An 18,749-nucleotide genomic window follows, 5' to 3' on the forward strand; every position below is an offset into this window, starting at 1 on the left:
TTAGTTTATTTTGAAAGTTATATACATTGGGTTACTATCTTTATGTATTACTGCATCTACTTCATATACTTCTTTTATCAGTTCCGGTGTTAAAACCTTACTAGGCTCTCCATTACTAACGACTTTGCCATCATGCATAACATATAATTTATCACAATAAGCTGTAGCTAAATTCAAATCATGAAGTGCTACAATAACTGTAATTCCTAATGACTTTACAACATTCAATATCTGAAGTTGATGCTTTATATCTAAATGGTTAGTAGGTTCATCTAATATAAGTAAGTCCACCTTTTGAGCAAGTACACGTGCTAAAAGAACCCTTTGCTTCTCTCCTCCTGATAGATTAGAAAAACTTCTTTCATAATATTCTAACATATTTACCTTTTCTAATGAATCTTTAACAATTTTATAGTCCTCAGATGAATCTCCCTCTAAAAAATTCTTATGAGGTGTTCTTCCCATAAGCACTATATCCTTAACCTTTATATCAAAGGATATATTATTAAATTGCCCTAACACTCCAAGTTCTTTTGCTACATTTTTAGGAGATATTTTTGATAAGTCTTTACCATTAAGATACATAGCTCCTGATTTCGGTTTATATATTCTATAAATAGTCTTTAATAAAGTTGACTTACCACTCCCATTAGGCCCTATAACCCCAACAAAGTCTCCTTTTTCTATATTAATGGATACATCTTTAACTATATCCCTTCCACCTAATTCTACATTTAAATTTTCTGTATTTAACTTCATAAAGGCTACCTCTCTCCAAAAGTATAAGTACGTTTTATCATTATATACATAAAGAATGGTGCACCTATTATAGCTGTTATTATCCCTATAGGCATCTCCATATTCTTTAATATAATTCTAGCTAAAACATCAGCCCATACTAAAAATATTGCCCCAATTAGCATAGCTATAGGTAAATTTATTTTATGATTAGTACCAACTAAGCTTCTTGTAATATGCGGTATTACAAGTCCAATAAATCCAATAATACCACAACTAGCAACTAAGACGCCTGTAATAATAGACACTACAACAAGATAAATCTTTCTATACTTATGAAGATCTATTCCAAGTGTTATAGAAGCTTCATCTCCTAAAAGCATTGTATTCATTACTCTAAATTGAGTTATAAAAAATAATGTACCAAGAGCTACTACTAAGAAAGGTATTAAAAGATTTTCCCACTTAGCACCTGTTAGACTTCCCATAGTCCATTCTGTAGCTATACGTACCGCTCCATTGTCATTAGTCATATATATCATTAGACTAGAAAATGCTGTACATATAAGATTAACTACTATTCCAGATAAAATCAGCTTAACTGGGGTAATCCTTCCCCCTATACTTGAAAGCCTAAATACCATAATTGATGCAATCAAAGCTCCCAAAAATGCAGAAAATGCTACTGAAAAATAGTTGCTTGATATAGTTGTCACGCTTGAAGCCATAAGCATAGCAAATGTAGCCCCAAGCGTTCCCCCTGATGATATTCCAAGTATATATGGATCTGCTAATGGATTTTGAACAGTTCCTTGCATAACAACTCCACATAACGCAAGGCCCATACCAACAATTACACCAAGTAATACTCTTGGTAATCTTATCTGCCATACAATATCAATCAAAGATGAATCTACACTACTTTCTAAACCTTGAATTCCTAAAATTTTATGCGTAATTATTGTATAAACATCTCCAGCAGGTACTTTAACCGATCCAATAGAGACTGATAATATTATAGTTACTAAAAGCAAAAAAACTAAGCCTATTAATATTACAAAATTCTTTTTAAACAAATTCACTTTAAACCATCTCTCACTCATCTATTTGTAAAGCTCAGGATATAATTCTTTAGAGTATTGCTCTATAGCATCAACTACTCTTACTCCACCTGCCCATGTTTCTGCAAGACCTGTTACAACTATGTTATTATCTTTAACTGCAGTTACATTTTTAAGCGCTTTATTATCAGTAAATACTTTTGCAAGCTCTTTACTATTGCTTTCTTTTCCATCTCCAGAATGGATGTATATAATAGCATCTGGATTTGCTGCTACTATTCCTTCTGTACTAATAGTTCCTGACTTATCTTCAATATTAACTGCTCCAGCTTTTTCTACCATATCGCTAACTAAATCATTTTTTCCATATACTCTAAATTGTCCTTCTTTACTCTCTTCTAATATTAAAACTTTCTTTTTATCCTTTACTTTAGATGTTTTATCTTCTATAGTTTTTAATCTATCTTTTAAATTCTTTACATACTCATTTGTCTTATCTTGAATATTAAATATTAATCCTATATCATTTATATCTTTATATAGATTATCTACAGTAAAGTTTCCAACAGTTTTTACTGTATTTCTTTGAACAAGCGTATTAACTCCTCTATCTTGCCATTCCTTAACATCTCCTAGTTCTTTAGGTGCAAAGACACTCTTCCATCCAAATATTAAATCTGGTTTAAGTGCTAAAACTTGTTCTTTTGTAGGGTATTTGTCTGATAAAACCTTTACTTTACTATACTGATCTTTTAATCTACCTAATATTGGATTATCAAGATAACAAGTTCCAACTAATTTATCACCTAATCCTAAATCAAGCATAAGTTCAGTAGCTGTTTGATTTGTAGTTATTACTCTATCAGGTGCTTTATCAAAAGTTTCTTTTATTTCATTTCCTGCAAAGTCGTAAGTTGTTATTGTAACTGGATAATGTGAATCTCCATTACTTTTACTTTCTGAGGTGCTACTATTCCCCTTTGCTTCCTCCTTCTTATTGCTGCCTCCACAAGCCACTAATGACATTGTTAAAGTTAAAGCCATAAGTATTACTATTAGTTTTTTTAATCCCTTATTTTTCATTTAATCTCTTCCTTCCATACCTTAAGTTTTTATATTTATTTTAATTAAAAAAACTCTTTAACTACTAATAGTTAAAGAGTCATAGTATACAAATAAAAAAATACTTAGTATAAAAAATGACCTCTCTCTATACTCCGTAGAGATACTTCAAAAGTAGGCAGGTCTTCTGACTTAAGTATCATCATTTTCTAAAAAGCCTTCCCATAATTACATAGTGGCATAAATTTTAGAAAACTACTCTATTACAGCGGCGGGACCGTGTGGGAGTTTCACCCATTACTTCCCTTTTAATCAATGTATATATTTTATAACTATATACTTGAACCTATCTTTTATAATTTTAGAATATTCTATGTAGAAACTACTCTAATTTTATATTAATTTGTCAATCTTTTGATTTATGTTAACATATATTAAATCTTAATGTCAATGTACATATTTGCTATATTTACTGTATCTATATTTGCTGTATTTTATATAGATAAAAATATTCCTATAATTATTTATCTTTTTTCCCAAATTTCCCATAAAAAAGTAATCCTAAAATATCTGATATACGTCCAAAAACACTTCCAAGAATTAATGAGATTATAACTGCACTCCAATTACCTCCAGTTCCAAAAGTACTACAAGCACCTAAAAATGCTCCTGGTATAAATTCTAAAGGTCTTGTCTTTGCTTGAATACACATTACAAACGAAAAAAATCCTGTAAGTATATATGACCAAATTGAGCCTTCAAGATAACTTGATCCAAGTATTATACACATTGCCCAAACTACACCTGAAATATTTGCAAAAATAGATTTTTTAAGTCCTACAAATTTGCCACCTGATGCAAAATAACTTGTAAATCCTATAAATCCAACCCATGTTATAAGCCCCAAAGCATCACTAAAAAAAGCCCAAACACCAGACAATACACCTACACTTATGGCTACTGCCGTCATTACATCCATGATATTCCTCCTAAGTTTATAAAATTATAAGTTCAAATAAATAATATTTATTATAATCAAATATACATTCAAAATTATATCATATTTTTATAATTTAATTAAAATTTTAGAATAATAGATTTAATTACTAACAATAAAAAAAGACTAAGTTTTTACTTAATCTTTTTTATTGCAAGTTAAATTGCTTTTTCTATAGCTTTTAAAAGCCTTTCTATATCTTCTCTATAAACCTCTCCTATATTGCCAATCCTAAAAGTTTCTAACTCAGTAAGTTTACCTGGATATATTACAAATCCATTTTCTTTTAATTTCGAATAAAACTTTTTAAAAGAAAAATCCTCATTTAATGGTGGAATAAACGTAGTAATTATAGGTGATTGATTTTCTTCATCAATTAATGCTTCTATCCCTATTTCTTTTAATCCATTAACTAATATTTTCTGATTCTGAGTATATCTCTTATTTCTATTGCATACTCCTTCTTCCTCTAATTCATCCAATGCCTTAGAAAAAGCTCTCACAACATGGGTTGGTGAAGTAAACCTCCACTTACCATTATCCTTTTCCATAGCTTGCCATTGATCATATATATCTAAAGACAATGTCCTAGCTTGTCCTTTACACTTCTTCAAAGCTTCTCTATCACATATTACAAATCCGAAACCTGGAATACCCTGTATACATTTATTTGAAGAACTAATCAAAAAATCTATATTTAATTTTTCTATATTAATTGGAATTCCGCCCATACTGCTCATTGCATCAACTATTATTGTTTTATTATACTTTTTAGATAAATTACATATCCCATCTAAATTGTTTAATATTCCAGTAGTTGTCTCTAGGTGCACTACTGCAATATGAGTTATATTTTTATCACTTAAAATCTTATCTTCTATAATTTCTAAATTTATAGGCTCTGTTTCTTTAAATCTTAAAATATCCATATTGATTCTATGTGCTTTAGCTATATCTATCATCCTATCACCATAAGCTCCATTTGATAATATAAGTAGTTTATCATTCTCTCCAATTGCTGAGGATATAACTCCTTCAACTACATAACTTCCACTTCCCTGTAAAAGTACACTAGTATATTTTTCTTTATTATCAGTTACTATATTTACTAATCTATTTCTTATGTTTTGAGTTAAATTATTATAATCATCATCCCAAGTACACATATCTTTTAATAGTGCCTCTCTTACTCCTCTACTTGTCGTTAACGGTCCTGGAGTTAATAATACATATTTATTTTCAAATATATTTTCCATATAATACACCTCTTCCTATCTTCTTGGAGTTTCTCCGCTTTCTATTCTCTCATCAATTTCCTTTAATACATCCACAACACATTCTAAAGACTCTACTATATAGTCAGCTCTTAAATCTTCAAATATGCTTCTCGCTGATTCTATCTTCTCATTCTGTAAATCGCTTGTAAGAGTTAAACTTTCTTCTTTACTCATTCCAACTTGACTTCCACCTTTTAATATCGCAATAGTCCAAGTTCCAGCATTCTTTCCTTCTATTACATCGGATGGTGTATCTCCTATTTTAACCACATTACATAGTGGATACATCTCAAGTTCAATTGCATTTTTATATATCATATATGGATATGGTCTAGCTTCTTTTAATTCATCTGCTGCTACAACATAATCTGGTGAGTACCCTCTATCTTTAGCCGCATTTACTACTATCTCCATCATAACTTTTGTATATCCTGATGTACTCCCAAGCTTTAGATCATTATCTTTTATAAAATCTACTAACTTTAAAGCTCCATCTATAGGCTCTGCATAATTTTCTAATGTACTTAATAATTTAGGTTCAAACTCATTGTAAATACTAATTACATCCTCTTCTGAGATTTCTCTATTATAAATTTCTCGAAATTGATTTTGTACAGAATTTAGCTTAGATAATTCTCTTATATGATCTATCTTTTTAAGTCCCATAGGCCCTCTAGCTTCTTCATTTGTTATACTTATGCCTCTTTCCTTAAATACATCTACAAAAACTTTAAGTGGTGCCATGCATCCATAGTCAACCATAGTTCCTGCCCAATCTACTATTACACCGCTTATATTATTTAATTCTCTCATAATTAAATCTCTCCTCACTATAAACTTCTCTCCATCTTATACTCTTTATTTTTATTTATCTTTTTCATTATTAATTGATACAGAACTCTAACTATTAAGTTAGTTATTATTATCAGAGATGCTAGTGCTGCTGCTCCTGCAGTATTTCCTGCATCATCTAAATTTACTATTAAGATTGTAGCTAACATAAACTTTGGTGAATATAAAAATACAACTGCTGATATAGTTACCATAGAATTTGTAAAGAAGTACATAAAATTCTCTAGTATACCCTCTAAAGACATTGGAATAGTTACCTTTAATAGTGTCTTATAAAAGGGTATCTTTAATGTCATTGCTGCTTCTTCGAAATTATTATTGATCTTCTTTAGATTTCCTGTTAGGTTTATAAACGGAACTGAATAGAAATGAATAATATTGCCTATAACAACAATTGCTATAGTTCCATATATAAAGTTTAATGGATTATCTGGATTGTTAAAAAAGATTATATAGCTTATTCCTATTACTAATCCTGGAAGTGATAATGGAATTATAGATAGTAAGTATGATACCCCCCTAAGAATTTTAAAACTCTTTACTTTCTCTATTAGGTAGCTGTTCATAAATGTTATAAATGTTCCAACTATAGCTGTAAGTAGTGCTATAACTAATGAGTTCATATAACTTGTTAATCCACTTGCGCTCCCTGTATTAAACTTAAAATGATCTAGTGTTAAGCTTAAATTATAAGGCCATACCTTTATAAATGCTGCCAGTAAAACTACAAATATCATTACTACAAATATTAATGATATAATACTGTTAAATATCATAAATATAATATCTCTTACTTTATTATCTTTAATCTTAACTTCTCTTAAATCTGATATTTCACTTCCATTTTTTAGCTTACTATTTGTAACCCTGTCTATTATAAATGATAAAAGTGCTGGTATTATAAGTATCATCCCAACTGTTGATCCCATTGGAAGATTATTTTGACCTACAACCTGTTTATATACATCTGTAGCTAATACGTTATAACTTCCACCAACAATTTTGGGTGCCCCAAAGTCTGTAAAACTTAAAGTAAATGCTACAAAAACAGAAGATATTAGTGAGTACTTAATTCCTGGAAGTGTCACATAAAAAAATTGTTTAAACTTATTTATACCTAATGATTCAGCTGCCTCATACAATCTGTTATCTGTATTCCTAAGGGCTATATAAAGTATTAAAAAACATTGAGGAAATGTATATATTATTTCTGATACTATTATTCCCAAAGGACCATATAGCTCTAAGTTGATACCTAAGCCCATCGTTATAAATCCTTTATTACCAAATAAATATATAAGTGCTATACCATATAACATTGTCGGTGCAAATATAGGTAATAAAGCTAAATAGTGATATGCACCTTTAAATTTTATATTTGTCCTTGTAAGTCCATAAGCATATAAAAATGCTAACATTACCGATATTATTGTACTTATAGATGATACAAACAGACTGTTTTTTAGTGATATCCTAAATCCAAGTGATGTTAAATACATTTTTACATTTTCAAATCCTACATACTGCCCATGTCTATCTTTTGTTAATGTAAATAATAGCATCACTACTGGAATAAATATAAATATAACTAATAATGTAACCATAAGTACTATAAGTAACTTCTTTAATAGCTCTTCTCTATCTAATTCTTTTATTTCCTTTAAACTATTCAACCTATTTAACCCACCTTCTCAGTCATCTCTTCTTTAAAAGGTATTACATCATTAAGTCCAAGTATCACTTCAACTTTGTCCTCTTCTTTTATGTTGAGTTCTTTAAATTTATTAGATGTTATATCTGCCAATATAAAATTATTATTCTCTTCAAGCTTTATCCTATAGATACTACCTCTAAATTCTATATTCTTAACTACATAAGTTAAGGAATCTTCTGATTTAATATTTGATAAAGTTATATCTTCTGGTCTTATCATCACATTCTTACCTTCTCTTTTTAAGAAGTTACTAGTTCCTATAAAATCAGCTACAAAATCACTTGATGGGTTATTATATATTTCTTCCGGTGTCCCTATTTGTTCAATTTCGCCTCTATTCATAACAACAATTCTATCTCCCATTGATAAAGCCTCCTCTTGATCATGAGTTACCATTATTGTTGTTATTCTAAGCTTTCTTTGTAATTCTTTTATTTCATATCTAAGCCTTCCTCTAACCTTTGCATCTAATGCAGATAATGGCTCATCAAGAAGTAATATGCTAGGCTTCATTGCTATTGCCCTCGCAAGTGCTATCCTTTGCATTTGTCCACCAGACATTTGTGATGGATATTTATGTGCTATTCCGTTTAATTGGACAAGCTCTATAGTTTCTTTTAGTATTGATTGAATCTCGTAATTACTTATTTTTTTATTTTTTAATCCAAATGTTATATTTTCTTCTCCTGTCATATTAGGAAATAATGCATAAGATTGAAATACTATGCCCACATTTCTATCCTTTGTTGATAAATTACTTATATCCTTTCCTTCTAAAGATATTTTCCCGCCATTTTCCTTCTCAAGTGCTGCTATTATTCTAAGGAGACTTGTTTTTCCACACCCGCTTGGTCCAAGTAAACATATAAATTCTCCCTTTTTTATAGAAATATTAATGTCTTTTAAAACATGAAACTTACCAAAATACTTATTTATATTATTTAGACTAAGATATACACTATCATTCACAACATATACACCCCTTCAATATAGAATTTTTATTTTTTCTCTGACTTTGAATCATACCTCTTGCTCCACTCATCTGTTATCTTATCTTTTTCTTTTGATAACTTAGAAAAGTCTATATCAACAAGAGATTCTTTTATATCTTTTGGATATTCTTCTGGCATTTCATAATCATTCTTTATAGTTATAACAGGATAGTTTTTATGGTACTCTTTCATTGCACTATCGCTAATTGCCCAATTTAAGAATTCTTTTGATTCTTCTTTTATATTTTCTTTCTTTATAAGAGCATTTGCTTCAACGTCCCACATAATCCCATCCGTTGGAAATATAACTTCTACTGGTGATCCTTTAGATTTTTCACTTATTCCTCTATAAGCTATAGATATTCCAATTGGAAATTCACCTTTAGATGAATTAACTGCTGGCTTTGAGCCTGAGTGCGTATACATTTCTACGTTATCATTTAATTCATCTAAGTACTTCCATCCTTTTTCTTCCCCCATAGTTTCTAATATTCCAGATATTATAAGAAATCCTGTACCTGATGAAACTGGATTTGGTATTGTTATTAATCCCTTATACTCATCCTTTAATAACTCCTCATAACTTTTTGGAATATTTAATCCTTTAGCCTTTAATTCTTCCGCATTTACTATAAACCCAGCTTCTGAAATGTCCATTCCAACCCATTTAGGTTCTTTACTTGAATCTTTAAATTTATCAGGTATTCTTTCTACTCCACTTGGACTATATTCTTGTAATTGATCCTCTATTGTAAGTAAACTACTTGCACCAACTCCCCAAACTACATCTGCAACTGGATTATCTTTTTCAGCCTTCAACTTGGCCGCTATAACACCAGTTGAATCTCTTACTATATTAACTTTTACATCTGGATGACCTTTTTCATAATCGCTTAAATATTGATTTATAATATCCTCTTCTAATGCTGTATATACTGTTATTTCACTAGTTTTACTTTCATTTTTTGAACATCCAATAGTTAAAATGGATATGGTCATAATTGCTGCTATAATACCTATTAACCTTTTTTTCATACCGCACCTCTTTGTTACCATTTTTTGTTTTATTTTCAATTACTAGTATATAACTCTAAAGTTAAGTGATTATTATTGTAAGGTTAAAGACTTGTTCAATTCTTTAATTAAGAAAAAAATAAGCTCTGGACTTACTTCCAGAGCTTATTTACAAATATTGTATTAAAATTAGGTTAACTAAATTAAAATACTTTAACGTATCTTTATTTATTATTAACTTGCAATATCATATATATTATTTTCTCATTTCAATTAATATAAAATGTGAATCTGTCTTCGATTTTATAGATATATCTTCTTCAATGATTTCTAAAGCATCTCTTTCATTCACTTTAATATTATTTATTATAGAATTTCCTTCTATTTGTACAAGATATACTTGTCTTCCATCTTCAACTTTAAATTCTATCTCTTTTCCTTCTTCTAAAAATAAAGTATAGATATTAACATCTTGATTTATTTTTATAGGAGCATTACCTTCCATAGATGATACCATGTGTAAGAAGTTATTTCTTCTATCATCAAAATTAAATTCAAAGTCGCCATATTGTGGTTTTAATCCTTGCTTATCTGGAATTATCCATATTTGAAGAAGTCTTAACATATCATCTGACAAATTATGTTCACTATGATATACCCCTGTTCCAGCACTCATGTATTGCATGTTTCCTCTTGATAGAGTTCTCTTATTCCCCATGCTATCTCCATGAGTTAATTCTCCTGATACTATATAAGTTATAATCTCCATATTTTCATGTGGATGTGTATCAAAACCTGTTCCAGCTTCTATTAAGTCATCATTTAATACTCTAAGTGGTCCAAAATGCATATTATCTATATTAAAATATTCTGCAAAAGAAAAGTGAAATGAACTTTTAAGCCATCCTAAATTACTTTTCCCCATATTTTTATTCTCTAAATGCCTAATCATAATAATCTCTCCTTCTATAATTACATTTATCACTAATTAGTGATAAATATATAAAAAAATTTATAGTTTTCTAATCTTACTTAATATTTTTATTAATTGTTCCTTCTCTTCTTCATCTAATACACTAAATATATTCTTTATGTTTTCAAAGTGCTTTGGAAGAATATCCTCTATTACCTCTTTACCTTTGTCTGTTAAACTTATTAAAACCGCCCTACTATCTTCTGGATCTTTTAATTTCTTAATAAACCCTTCCTTTTCTAGATTTTTAATTATAACTGTTATATTACCTGATGTAGTAAGTATACTGTCTATTATTTGGCATATCTTAAGGTCTCCTTTACTATATAGAACTTCTAAAACTGCAAATTGTGATGTAGTTAATCCAGAAGGTCTTATAGTTTCATATGATAATTTACCTACCTTTTGATCAGCCCTACTTAGTGCAATTAAACTTGATAAACTTAACCTTGTTTCTTTATCTCTTACAAATTTATTCTTCATGATTCAAATTTATCACTAGTTAGTGATATTGTCAAACATAATTTTAAAAGAATGTATTAATATGATCTATTAATACATTCTCTTTATCATAATAACTTTTTATTTTCCCATAAATTCAGCGTATTGAGGTGTTGGCATTCCAAAACCTCCTGCAATCTCCATAAGATCTCCTGTTATAAATGATGAGTCATCACTAGCAAAGAATACAACTGCCTTAGCTATATCATCTGGTTTACCTACTCTATTAAGCGGTACATGTCTTACAAATGAAGCTCTAAACTCCTCAGTCATATTTTCTAAAGCAGCTTTAGTTCCAATAAGGCCTGGCAATATAGCATTACACCTTACATTTTGCTTAGCATATTGTGTTGCTATATTTTGTGTTAATGAATTTATAGCAGCCTTTGATACACAATAAGCCATTCTAGATAAATCTGGAACTACAGAGCCTATTGATGATATATTAATTATACTTCCTCCACCATTTTTAATCATATATGGAACAACTGCTTTACATGGTAAATATACACTTTGTACGTTATCTTGTAATATTTTAAAGAATTCCTCTGTATCCCCATCTACAAGATTCTTATCAAATTTAACGTTAGTACCACCATAATTATTTACTAATATATCTAATCGTCCTTCATTGTTTATAACTGTATCTATCATAGTAGTATAAGTATCTACTTCTCTTGCATTAAAATGTACAAACTTTGCTTTATAACCTCTCTTAGTTATATTTGCAATAACTTCATTTGCAAGCTTCTCTGATCTAGCTGCAATATACACTAAAGCTCCTTCTTCTGCTAAAGCAGCAGCAGATGCTAAGCCTATCCCCTTTGTAGATGATGTAACTAATGCAACTTTATTTTCTAATTTTCCCATAACTCAATACCTCCATTTACTGTATATACTATACTCAATAAAAATAATATTTAATGATTACATCCATTAAGCATAGTATTTATTTCTAATTATATCCTCAATTTAGCACTCTCTATCTATACAATCAATACTATTATTATTAAATATCTATTACATATTAAAAAACTTTCTCAATATTTAAGGAGGGTATTTTTACCCTCCTTAAATTTATATTCCAAACTATTGTATTAATTACTTTTACCTATATTCTGCGCCTGCATCGACCTTTGTTACTTGAACTGCAACCATTTCTTCAGTAGTTCCATTTATTATTTCATGCCATTCACCTGTTTTTACAAAAACAACAGCACCTGGATCTACATTATGTGATTTATCACCAACTAACATTTTTCCTTCACCCTTTAAGAATACAAAGATTTGCTCACCCTTAGGATGTCTATGAGATCTTAATATTTGATTAGGCTTAAAGTAGTATACTTCTGATGTTATATCCTCACCTGCAAAAACTGGTATCTTAGGTACAACATCTCCACCAAATTGCTCTAAAGTCCCATCTAATAAGTGTTTTTTAATAACTTCCATAGTATAAAATCTCCTTCTAAAATATAATATTTTACTAATTTATATATACCTAGTTTTTCTCTTAAGTCACTTATATTATTCATATATTTATAGTTAAAATTTATATTCTACAAGATACAATTAATTTATACTTGGACCTATATTTTGAAACAATTAATTTTTGCTTTGTCATTTTTTAATTTGGAATATATAATTTTTATTTATTTTCATAATATTTTATTAATGCTTGTGTTCCTAAATCCCCCATTCCTTCATCTTGAAGCTTTTCATACATTTTTAACACATCTTCTAGTATATCTAACTCTAAGTTAACATCCTTTGCTTCATCATCTGCAATTTTCATATCCTTTATATAATGTTTTATAAAGAATCCTGGATCAAAATCTCCTTTAAGCATTCTTGGTGCCATATTACTCATTTGCCAGCTTCCAGCAGCACCTTTACTAATACTATCTAACATTTTATCTACATCTAGTCCAACCTTTTTGGAATATGTTATAGCTTCGCATACTCCAGCTATAGCACCACCTAATGCTATTTGATTTGCCATTTTGGTATGTTGTCCACTTCCAGCTTCACCTTCGTATATTATGTTAGTTCCAAGACTTTTAAAAACATCTAAACATTCTTCAAAAGCATCTCTGTCTCCACCAACCATAACTGATAACGTAGCATTTTTAGCTCCAACATCTCCTCCTGAAACTGGTGCATCTAAAGCGAAAATATTTCTTTTCTTTGCTTCATCATAAATCCTAATAGATAACTTTGGACTTGTTGTTGTCATATCTATTAAATATGTTCCTTCTTTTGCATTTTCTATTATTCCATCTTCCCTAAAGTAAACTTCCTCTACATCCTTTGGATATCCCACAATAGTTATTACTACATCCTTATCTTTAGCACAACTTTTAACATCATTACACCAAGTTATACCTTCTTCTATTAAATCTAATACCTTACTTTTTGTGCGTGTATAAATTGATACATCAAATCCATTCTTAACTAGATTTCTTACCATAGATTTTCCCATTACACCTACACCAATGAATCCTATCTTTTTCATTTATATACCTCCCAAAAATCAAATAGAATATCTTACTAATTACTTTTTATTATATCATTATAAAATATATAATTTAGAATATAAAAAATAGATTCAAGATTACCCTAAAATTATCTTGAATCTATTTATATAAACTGGTGTAGTTTATACTAGTTCTTCTCTATCTTTCTTCTCATTATGAAAAAATATTCCTATAGTTAAAATTAATCCTCCCCATAATACAGTTGAGCCTAATGCAAATAATACTAAAGCCGCTGTTGTCATAAATATATTCCCCCTTTTACTAAGTTAAACCCTATATTATTCTGATATATAATCTTCAATTTGCTTATCCTTCCAAGGTTTCTTTGAAAGTATTAATGCAGAAATTATTCCAAAAGCTATTACACTCCATCCATATAATAAAAGTTCTGATAAATTATATCCTCCATAAGGTGTTTTAATTTCTGTAAGAAGGCTTTGAACTAACATAAATATTAATATAGATGGTGTAACATACTTAACTACTACATCCCACCACTTTCCTATGCTAAAATAAGAAACTCCATTAGTATGAATACGAATCTTCTCTGGAGTTATTATCCAGCCAATTAGAATAACCTCTAATAATCCAACTACAACTATTCCATAGTTATTTATAAAGTTGTCTATTATATCTAATAGATATAAACCTGCTCCTGTTGCAAAAAGTGTACTAATTAAAAATCCTATTAAGCATATTGTTGTAACAACTTTATTTCTATTCCATCCAAACTTATCTTGAAAAGGTGCAGCTACTGCCTGTGTTAAAGATACTGATGATGTTATTCCAGCAAAGATCAAGCATAAGAAAAATAAAGTTCCAAGCAATGTACCTATTGATCCCATAGTTGTAAATACTTGCGGAAATACTACAAATGCAAGTCCTACTCCACTTGATACAACTTCTGATACTGATACTCCTTGAGCTGTTGCCATATATCCTAAAATAGCAAATACTGCTATCGCAGATAAAAATTCAAATCCGCAATTTGCAAATGCAGTCATAAAAGCACTATTATTTATATCTGTCTTCTTTGGTAGATAACTTGAATAAGTTATCATTATTCCCATAGCCAAACTTAAAGAGAAGAATACTTGTCCGTAGGCCGCAATCCATACCTTTGGTTCCATAACCATTGACCAATCTGGAGTAAATAATGTGTTAAGCCCTTTAATTGCACCTTCTAAATTTACAGATCTAACTGCAATTATTATCATAATTACAACTAGCATAGGCAAAAGTATCTTATTAGCTTTCTCTATTCCCCCTTTAATTCCCTTATAACAAATAAACCAATTTACTATCCATACAAAAGCTATTCCAAGTAATATATACCATACAATTCCCCCAAGTTCTAAAGGTGAATTACTTAGGTTTAGAAAATTATTATGGAAAAATGTATTTGTGTCACTTCCCCATCCTTTACTAAAACTAAGACCTAAGTAATTAGTTGACCAGCTAAGTATCATTGAATAATAAATCAATATTATAAATGCACTTATAGTTGGCCACCATCCAAGCCATTCCCAACTTTTCTTTCCTCTTGCAATAGCTAGAGGAGTTGACCCCTTATATTTATGCCCCATTCCATATTCTAAAATCAAAAGTGGAATTCCTGCTGTAAATATAGCAACGAAGTATGGAATTAAAAAAGCTCCTCCTCCATTTTCATATGCAACATAGGGAAACCTCCATATGTTACCAAGGCCTACTGCCGAACCTACTGCCGCAAGTATAAATCCAAGTTTTGATCCCCACTCTTCTCTTTTATCCTCCATTTTAATTCCCCCTTTTTATATTTTGTGCTAATACATATGAATCCATTATATGTATATTATTACAAATTATTAATTAAATCAATATTTTGTTATTAATTTATATGTTTTAAAGACATTTTATTGATATTGTATGATTAATTATATGATTTTGTTATCACTTTATTATCAGTCCATAAATTATTTTTTGAATATATAATAATTACTTTAATATAATATTGTAATTATTTTGCATTTTTTATGTTTTTCATTAAATCAAATTCATTTTAATTCTCTAAAACATTGACTTTAAGATAATATTATATTAGAATTTATCTGATATTGATTATCAATTTAAAAAGAAAAGAGGTCTCATATGTATTTAATTTATTCATTAATAGTAGTAATACTCATGTCACTACTATTTACAAAAACAATCAGAAATCATTCTAAGATTTTTTATTCAATCGCCTCTATAGCAGCTATTGCTACAACTATTTATGAAATTTTAAGATTAACTTCTAATTTAAAATTACAGGGAATTATAGCTAATTTAGAAAAGGCTTCTATGAAGGGCAATATAGCAATTGCATTTTTTGTGTTAGTAATGTTTGCAGGTGCATTAAACTCAAGATGGACCATAACTAAGAAATTATTAAGCATAAGAGCTGAACTAGCTATACTTGGATCTATACTTATACTTCCACATTGTGTAATGTATTTTGTTAGATTTATAGTTAAATTATTTAATAATCAACCTATAAAACCTTTATACTTAATTTATTTAATTGTAGGACTTATAGCTTTCATTATAATGATTCCACTATTTATAACTTCACTTAAGAAGTTTAGAAGCAAAATGAAATATAAGGATTGGAAAAAGCTACAAAGATATGCTTATCCATTTTACCTTTTAGCTTATGTACATATATTACTTGCGTTATTAAATAGCAAGCAAGTAGATTTATTAAAATTAATAACATATACAGTTTTATTTGGTGTTTATTTTATTCTAAAGTTAGTAAAAACATTTAGTAAAAAGAATTAGTTCTAATAAAAACAACCTAGTTAAACAGACAAATCGTCTATTTAACTAGGTTGTTTTTAATGAATATATTCTTAACTAACTTTACTAAACTTTCTATACCTTATTATTGCTACAATTGTCGCAACACTACATATTACCCCTGCAACTATGAATACCCAATCCATTCCATATATAAATACATCATTTCTTCCTAGTATATAATTATCTACTTGATATCCTATCTTATAGCTCATTCTATCATATAAAAGTGTTGTAGCTAATGTGTAGCCAAATACCATACCTAAATTTCTAAGTAACGAATTTACACTTCCAGCTATTCCAAGCTCATTTTTCTTAATCTCTGCCATTACTAAAGAATTATTTGGAGATTTAAATATTCCATTTCCTACTCCCATAATTACACTATATATTCCTAAAATCCATATGCTTGTTTCGTCTTTAACTGTACCCATTAAGAATAACCCTAAAGTTAAAAGCATAATACCAATTAATGAGATAAGCTCTGCATTTAGCTTATCTGAAAGTGAGCCACTAAATGGTGATACAATAGCTAATGCTATAGGATATATCATAAGAAACATACCAGTTTCAAATGGCGACATCTTAAGTACATCTTGCAAGTAAAATGGTAATAATATTGATACACAACTTATTCCTATAAATGATATACATCCACAAAGCACACTTAAAGAAAATAATTTTGTCTTAAATAATTTTAAATTTAAAACTGGTGATTTAACTGTCATTTGTAGATATATAAATATTGAAAATGAAATTATAGAAATTAAAAATCCAAGTAGTATGGGTACACTTGTATATCCTTTAAATTCACCTTCTGTTACTGATAATACTATTGATACTATAAATACAGCAAATACTAAAGTTCCTCTAATATCAATTTTTTGTTTTGTATCATTTTGCACTTCATTTAATACAAATTTTGATGCTATAAAGTTTATTATGCCTATTGGTATATTTATATAAAATATACAGTCCCATCTAAATGAAACTATTATTCCTCCAAGAGCTGGTCCTATCATTGTACCTAAAGCTACTGCACTTGCCGCTATTCCCATGGCTTTTCCTCTTCCTTCTTTTACAAAGGTGCTTGTTATTATTCCCATACTATTTGCCATAGTGCAAGCTGCACCTGTACCTTGAATTACTCTTGCAACTATAAGCAATGGTAAACTTTTTGATATACCTCCCATTAATGAACCAATAGTAAATATTAAAATACCTATTTTAAAAACACTGCATTTACCCTTTATATCTCCAAGTCTACCGCATAATAATATCAGTACTGATATTGTCATAAGATAGCTTGTAACAATCCATTGAACCCCTGCCATACTTACATTTAAATCATGCGAAATCATTGGTAATGCAACATTTACAATACTTCCATCTATACACGTCATAAAAGTCATAGTTACTACGCAAATTAATATCTTCCATTTTTTAGACGAGCTGATTTCTTCATTAGCTTTATTCATTTTACTACCCTCCTATAATATAAATATAAGTTTATTATAGGAGAACTTTATTAACTTTTTACTCCGCTAGTATGTATATTATTTAAATATATATATGTGACTATTTAATTTACAATTAATCCATTAATTATACTACTACTAAAAATAAATAAGATAAGCTACATTTATGTGTAGCTTATCTTATTTACTTTTTCTATATATCATACCTCTATGACTGACCTCACTTATTGGCCCATAACTATCTTCATCAATAGTAGTTAAAGCTTTAGTTAATTCTTCAACATGTTCTTTCTCTTCTTTAATAATTTGATTTATTATACAAACTATAGATTGATCTTTTATATTGTTTATAAATTCTTCGTAAAGTATTATAGCTTCTAACTCACCTTTTATTAAAATCCTTATAGAATCAAGTAAGTCCTCCTTTTCAACTTTAGTGCTTTCTTTATATTTTTGCTTTGTATATATATTAATCTCTGAATAAATCTTCTTCTTTAATTCTCCCTCTTCTTTATCTACCTTTCTAAGTGCATCTAAAAACATCCCATAATGTACTTTCTCTCTTTTCATTATTTGATAAAAAATACCCTTTACTTCTTTATTATCAGTTAATGATATAAAATGGCTATAATCATCTATTGCTACTATTTCTGCTATCATTCCTTCTCTTAAAAAAGTTTCTATATTTCTTTCCATACCTTGCGGTTGTCTCTCTGTAGTATAACTCATAAAT

Annotated in this window: 19 protein-coding genes and 1 riboswitch; of the genes, 1 reads left to right on the plus strand and 18 read right to left on the minus strand. The window is 29.0% G+C overall.

The genetic code is table 11. The features are described from left to right. The 16 genes from JOC62_RS04225 to JOC62_RS04295 form a co-directional block, all read right to left on the minus strand. Positions 1 to 759, minus strand: coding sequence for a heme ABC transporter ATP-binding protein (locus JOC62_RS04225; RefSeq protein WP_204593987.1), 759 nt, complete (start codon positions 757 to 759; stop codon positions 1 to 3). 5 nt (positions 760 to 764) lie between these two features. After that, entirely contained in the window at positions 765 to 1,820 is a 1,056-nt protein-coding gene (locus tag JOC62_RS04230) for a FecCD family ABC transporter permease (RefSeq protein ID WP_341534792.1), read from the minus strand. Between the two features lie 21 nt (positions 1,821 to 1,841). Beyond that, positions 1,842 to 2,882, minus strand: a complete 1,041-nt coding sequence (locus tag JOC62_RS04235) for an ABC transporter substrate-binding protein (RefSeq protein ID WP_204593989.1) — start codon at positions 2,880 to 2,882, stop codon at positions 1,842 to 1,844. Positions 2,883 to 3,021: 139 nt separating this feature from the next. Then, a riboswitch (cobalamin riboswitch) is annotated at positions 3,022 to 3,226 on the minus strand. A gap of 155 nt (positions 3,227 to 3,381) precedes the next feature. After that, on the minus strand, positions 3,382 to 3,840 hold the full coding sequence (locus JOC62_RS04240; protein WP_204593990.1) for a DUF1097 domain-containing protein: 459 nt from the start codon (positions 3,838 to 3,840) through the stop codon (positions 3,382 to 3,384). A 176-nt stretch (positions 3,841 to 4,016) separates the two neighbouring features. Further along, entirely contained in the window at positions 4,017 to 5,114 is a 1,098-nt protein-coding gene (phnW, locus tag JOC62_RS19105; RefSeq protein ID WP_243425010.1) for a 2-aminoethylphosphonate--pyruvate transaminase, read from the minus strand. Between the two features lie 15 nt (positions 5,115 to 5,129). Next, on the minus strand, positions 5,130 to 5,948 hold the full coding sequence (phnX, locus tag JOC62_RS19110) for a phosphonoacetaldehyde hydrolase (protein ID WP_243425011.1): 819 nt from the start codon (positions 5,946 to 5,948) through the stop codon (positions 5,130 to 5,132). A 17-nt stretch (positions 5,949 to 5,965) separates the two neighbouring features. Further along, positions 5,966 to 7,660, minus strand: coding sequence for a putative 2-aminoethylphosphonate ABC transporter permease subunit (locus JOC62_RS04250; protein ID WP_243425012.1), 1,695 nt, complete (start codon positions 7,658 to 7,660; stop codon positions 5,966 to 5,968). Between the two features lie 5 nt (positions 7,661 to 7,665). Continuing rightward, positions 7,666 to 8,670 carry an ABC transporter ATP-binding protein gene (locus JOC62_RS19285; protein ID WP_341534793.1) on the minus strand — a complete coding sequence of 335 codons (1,005 nt, stop codon included), beginning with the start codon at positions 8,668 to 8,670 and terminating at the stop codon, positions 7,666 to 7,668. Positions 8,671 to 8,699: 29 nt separating this feature from the next. Beyond that, entirely contained in the window at positions 8,700 to 9,728 is a 1,029-nt protein-coding gene (locus JOC62_RS04260) for a putative 2-aminoethylphosphonate ABC transporter substrate-binding protein (protein ID WP_204593991.1), read from the minus strand. A gap of 235 nt (positions 9,729 to 9,963) precedes the next feature. Beyond that, the gene (locus tag JOC62_RS04265; RefSeq protein WP_204593992.1) at positions 9,964 to 10,659 is read right to left on the minus strand and encodes a pirin family protein; all 696 of its coding nucleotides are present in this window, start codon (positions 10,657 to 10,659) and stop codon (positions 9,964 to 9,966) included. Positions 10,660 to 10,719: 60 nt separating this feature from the next. Then, positions 10,720 to 11,163, minus strand: a complete 444-nt coding sequence (locus tag JOC62_RS04270; protein WP_204593993.1) for a MarR family winged helix-turn-helix transcriptional regulator — start codon at positions 11,161 to 11,163, stop codon at positions 10,720 to 10,722. Positions 11,164 to 11,262: 99 nt separating this feature from the next. Next, positions 11,263 to 12,051, minus strand: coding sequence for a 7alpha-hydroxysteroid dehydrogenase (hdhA, locus tag JOC62_RS04275; RefSeq protein WP_204593994.1), 789 nt, complete (start codon positions 12,049 to 12,051; stop codon positions 11,263 to 11,265). A 237-nt stretch (positions 12,052 to 12,288) separates the two neighbouring features. Then, a complete protein-coding gene (locus tag JOC62_RS04280) occupies positions 12,289 to 12,633 on the minus strand; it encodes a cupin domain-containing protein (protein WP_204593995.1) in 345 nt (114 codons plus the stop codon). Between the two features lie 196 nt (positions 12,634 to 12,829). Continuing rightward, positions 12,830 to 13,696, minus strand: a complete 867-nt coding sequence (locus tag JOC62_RS04285; protein WP_204593996.1) for an NAD(P)-dependent oxidoreductase — start codon at positions 13,694 to 13,696, stop codon at positions 12,830 to 12,832. A 144-nt stretch (positions 13,697 to 13,840) separates the two neighbouring features. Next, entirely contained in the window at positions 13,841 to 13,960 is a 120-nt protein-coding gene (locus JOC62_RS04290; protein ID WP_204593997.1) for a MetS family NSS transporter small subunit, read from the minus strand. A 36-nt stretch (positions 13,961 to 13,996) separates the two neighbouring features. Next, positions 13,997 to 15,496, minus strand: coding sequence for a sodium-dependent transporter (locus tag JOC62_RS04295; protein ID WP_204593998.1), 1,500 nt, complete (start codon positions 15,494 to 15,496; stop codon positions 13,997 to 13,999). Between the two features lie 352 nt (positions 15,497 to 15,848). Here JOC62_RS04295 and JOC62_RS04300 point away from each other — a divergent pair, with 352 nt between their 5' ends. Continuing rightward, positions 15,849 to 16,520: a ferric reductase-like transmembrane domain-containing protein gene (locus JOC62_RS04300; protein WP_204593999.1), complete on the plus strand. Its 672-nt coding sequence runs from the start codon at positions 15,849 to 15,851 to the stop codon at positions 16,518 to 16,520. A gap of 71 nt (positions 16,521 to 16,591) precedes the next feature. On the opposite strand, the gene JOC62_RS04305 is transcribed toward JOC62_RS04300, so the two are convergent. Both JOC62_RS04305 and JOC62_RS04310 read right to left on the minus strand, forming a co-directional pair. Next, positions 16,592 to 18,016 carry an MFS transporter gene (locus JOC62_RS04305; RefSeq protein WP_204594000.1) on the minus strand — a complete coding sequence of 475 codons (1,425 nt, stop codon included), beginning with the start codon at positions 18,014 to 18,016 and terminating at the stop codon, positions 16,592 to 16,594. 180 nt (positions 18,017 to 18,196) lie between these two features. Then, complete coding sequence (locus JOC62_RS04310) at positions 18,197 to 18,745, minus strand: ferritin family protein (RefSeq protein WP_204594001.1); 549 nt, start codon at positions 18,743 to 18,745, stop codon at positions 18,197 to 18,199. Positions 18,746 to 18,749: the final 4 nt, after the last annotated feature.

This window comes from Clostridium sardiniense, from assembly GCF_016907995.1.
GTDB classification, from domain to species: domain Bacteria; phylum Bacillota; class Clostridia; order Clostridiales; family Clostridiaceae; genus Clostridium; species Clostridium sardiniense.